Origin of the sequence: Actinosynnema sp. NPDC023658 (assembly GCF_040639995.1) — a bacterium.
In the GTDB taxonomy this organism is placed as follows: domain Bacteria; phylum Actinomycetota; class Actinomycetes; order Mycobacteriales; family Pseudonocardiaceae; genus Actinosynnema.
Window position 1 is genome coordinate 1 of sequence record NZ_JBFAAX010000685.1, and the last position, 3099, is coordinate 3099.

Annotated in this window: 3 protein-coding genes and 2 pseudogenes; 1 reads left to right on the top strand and 4 read right to left on the bottom strand. The window is 73.9% G+C overall.

Annotation, left to right across the window (positions count from 1 at the left end; all coding sequences use genetic code 11):
• From AB0G02_RS33130 to AB0G02_RS33140, 3 genes and pseudogenes are all read right to left on the bottom strand, one after another.
• A pseudogene (locus tag AB0G02_RS33130) lies at positions 1–351 on the bottom strand (hypothetical protein); the annotation flags it as partial.
• 144 nt (positions 352–495) lie between these two features.
• Positions 496–999 carry an NADAR family protein gene (locus AB0G02_RS33135; RefSeq protein WP_360802168.1) on the bottom strand — a complete coding sequence of 168 codons (504 nt, stop codon included), beginning with the start codon at positions 997–999 and terminating at the stop codon, positions 496–498.
• Between the two features lie 70 nt (positions 1000–1069).
• A complete protein-coding gene (locus AB0G02_RS33140; protein WP_360802170.1) occupies positions 1070–1645 on the bottom strand; it encodes a pyridoxamine 5'-phosphate oxidase family protein in 576 nt (191 codons plus the stop codon).
• A 142-nt stretch (positions 1646–1787) separates the two neighbouring features.
• Between AB0G02_RS33140 and AB0G02_RS33145 the strand changes: the two genes are divergently transcribed.
• On the top strand, positions 1788–2831 hold the full coding sequence (locus AB0G02_RS33145; protein WP_360802172.1) for a beta-eliminating lyase-related protein: 1044 nt from the start codon (positions 1788–1790) through the stop codon (positions 2829–2831).
• A gap of 9 nt (positions 2832–2840) precedes the next feature.
• On the opposite strand, the pseudogene AB0G02_RS33150 reads toward AB0G02_RS33145, so the two are convergent.
• A pseudogene (locus AB0G02_RS33150) lies at positions 2841–3099 on the bottom strand (RNA polymerase sigma factor); the annotation flags it as partial.

Sequence of the window (3099 nt, forward strand, 5' to 3'; positions counted from 1 at the left end):
GCCGGTCGCCCCCGCCCCCGCCGAGGCGGCCTTGCCAACGTCCGCCACGTCCCGCCCGCGCAGCGCGGACGACTCCACACCGCCGGACAAGAACGCGCTCGACGCCGTGGCGTCCGCGTCCGCCATCGCCCGGTAGACCTCCTGCGCGGCGAACGCCAGCGGCTCGCTGCGGTCCGCCAACGCCTCCAGCGCCTCCGCGCGGCGGTGCACCGACGCCGCCGTCAACGCCCCGACCAGCAGGCTCACCACGATCAGCAGCAGGGCCAGCAGGCTGAGCCTGCCCGGCGTGCTGCGGGCAAGGCCCGTCACCCGGCGCAGGGCAGCGCGGTTCCGCTGGGCCTCGACCAGCACGACCGCCCCCTTCCCGAGGTGATCGGCGTCACTCGCCGCCCGCACAGCGTAGATCGAAAAGCCACCCGTCGTGACGTCATCCGACCCCACCGGCGAGCCGCCACGCCCGCACCGACGCCGGTCGTGAGCCGTCCGGGGGACCCCTCACCCGCGGGCGAGCCGGTCGCGCACCTCCATCAACGCCTCGCCCAGCAGGTTCAGGCCCCGCCAGGACGCCGGGTCGGTCGCGCGCTCGTCGTCGGCGGCCAGCCCGATGCCCCACACCCGGTCCAGCGGGCTGGCCTCGACCAGCACCCGGTCCCCGGTGCCCAGCAGGAACTCCCGCAGCCGGTCGTCCGCGCCGAACTTCGCCAGGTTGCCCCGCACCACGATGTCCATCCGGTTCGCCACCCACGTGTCCTCGTCGAACCCGCGCACCTGGCGGCCCAGCGACTTCGCCTCACGGGGCGTGCGCGCCGCCAGCACCCGCCGGGCGGTGTGCTCGTCGCCGAACAGCAGCGCCTTCCCGCACATCATGAAGTGCTCCGCGGTCCGGTAGGTCGTCCCGTCCACCGAGTACGGGCCCTCCCACCACTGGCTCAGGCACTCCGCGCCGATCGGCGCACCCGGCTCCGCCTGCGCGCCCCAGAAGAACAAGTACTCCGTCACGGCGCAGACCGTGGCACAACCGCCGACCCCGGCACGACACCATTTCCGGCCGCCGCCCCCCTGCCCGCGGCTAGCGGGGCGGCAGGGGCAGCGGCAGGGCGGGCAGACCGTCCATGCTGACCCCGTTGAAGTCCTTGCTCTCGCAGTACGCGGCGAACTCCTCGTCCGACTTGCGGCCGAAGAACTCCGCGTGCAGCGTCCGCTCACCTTGGTACTCCAGGAACGGCACGGCGAACCCGCACGTGTCGCTGATCAGCTTCGCGGTCACCACCACGACCGCGCGCAACGCGGGCCCGTCCGCGTCACCGAACCCGGCCACCAGCTCCGCGAACCCCGGGTCGTCCCGGAACACCGCCTCGCCCGTGCCGTGCACCCGCACGATGTTCGGCGGACCCTCGAAAGCGCACCACATGAGCGTGATCCGCCCGTTCTCCCGCAGGTGGGCCAGCGTCTCGGCGTGGCTGCCACCGAAGTCCAGGTACGCCACCCGCTGCTCGTCCAGCACCCGCCACGTGCCCTTGCGGCCCTTGGGCGACAGGTTCACGTGCCCGTCGGCCGCCAGCGGCGCGGTGGCGGTGAAGAACACCGGCTGGTCCTCGATGAACTGGCGCAGCCGACCGTCGATCCGTTCGTAGGTCTTTCCCATGGCCGCAGTATCCCCGGCGAGATCACCCGCGGACGACCCGATAGTGCCCGGCGTCGCCCCTCCGGCACGGTCCGCGACCGTCCGATCACGCCCCGCGTGAAAGTCGTTGCACCACGCCGGTGGCGACACCACACTCCGGCGAATGGCACCCGAAATCCGTCGCTCCCTGGTCCAGCACTCCAGCCTCCGCCAGGACCCGCACGCGGTCCTGCGCCGCGTGCTCGACCGCGTGCGACCGGGCACCGACCCGGACGCGCCCACCCGGGAACTGGAGCAGCGGATCGCGGACCTGCTCGGCAAGCCCGCCGCCCTGTTCTTCCCCACCGGCACGATGGCCCAGCAGACCGCGCTGCGCGTGCACGCCGAACGCACCGGCCGCCGCACGTTCGCCGCCCACCCCCGGTGCCACCTCGCCGTCTGGGAGGAGGAGGGCTACAGCGCCGTGCACGGCCTGCGCCACAAGGCCGTGGGGGACCGCCACGAGCTGATCACCCTCGACGACCTGGCCGAGGTCCGCGAACCGCTCGCCGCGCTGCTGCTGGAACTGCCCCAGCGCGACCTCGGCGGCCTCCTGCCGACCTGGGACGACCTGGTCGCGCAGACCACCTGGGCCCGTGACCGGGGAGCCGCCGCGCACCTCGACGGCGCCCGGCTGTGGGAGGCGCAGACCGGCTACGAGCGGCCGTTCGCGGAGATCGCCGGCCTGTTCGACACCGTCTACGTCTCCCTCTACAAGGGCCTGGAAGGCGTGCGCGGCGCGGTGCTGGCCGGTGACCGGGAGACCGTCGACGCCGCGTCGGTGTGGCGGCACAGGCTCGGCGGCGCGATCCCGGACTCCTGGCCCGCGGCCGTCACCGCCCTGATGGGCCTGGACGAGGTGCTGCCCAGGATGGCCGAGTTCCGCGACCACGCCCGCGCCGTCGCCGCCGCGATCAACGCCGACGGCTACGCCCGCACCCGCCCCGAGGTGCCCCAGACGCCGCTGTTCCACATCGACATCCCCGCGTCGAAGGACGCCGTCGCCGCCGCGTCGAAGCGGATCCTGGAGGAGACCGGCGTCGAACTGCCCCGGCGACCCGGCACCTCGCCCGACCCGACGCGGTGCACCATCGAGGTGACCATCGGCGTGGTGTCGCTCGACTTCACCCCGCAGGAGGTGGCCGACCTCATCCGGCAACTGCGCTGAACCACCGACTCACCCGCCGCCGGTGATCGCGTCCAGCCGCCGCCTCAGCAGGTCGCGCTCGGCGTCGTTGCCCACCAGCTCCAACGCCCGCCGGTAGGCCTGCGCCGACTCGCCGTCACGGCCCGCGCGGTGCAGCAGGTCGGCGCGCACGGCGTGGAACAGGTGGTAGCCCGCCATCGGGGAGTTGCCCTCCGCCACACCGTCCACCAGCGCCAACGCCGCGCCCGGCCCGTCGACCTCGGCCACCGCGACGGCCCGGTTCAGCGCC

What these genes read in the sequence shown, in the direction of transcription:
- AB0G02_RS33140 (WP_360802170.1), bottom strand. Translation starts at nt 1,645, where the DNA reads ATGGGAAAGACCTACGAACGGATCGACGGTCGGCTGCGCCAGTTCATC.
- AB0G02_RS33145 (WP_360802172.1), top strand. Translation starts at nt 1,788, where the DNA reads ATGGCACCCGAAATCCGTCGCTCCCTGGTCCAGCACTCCAGCCTCCGC.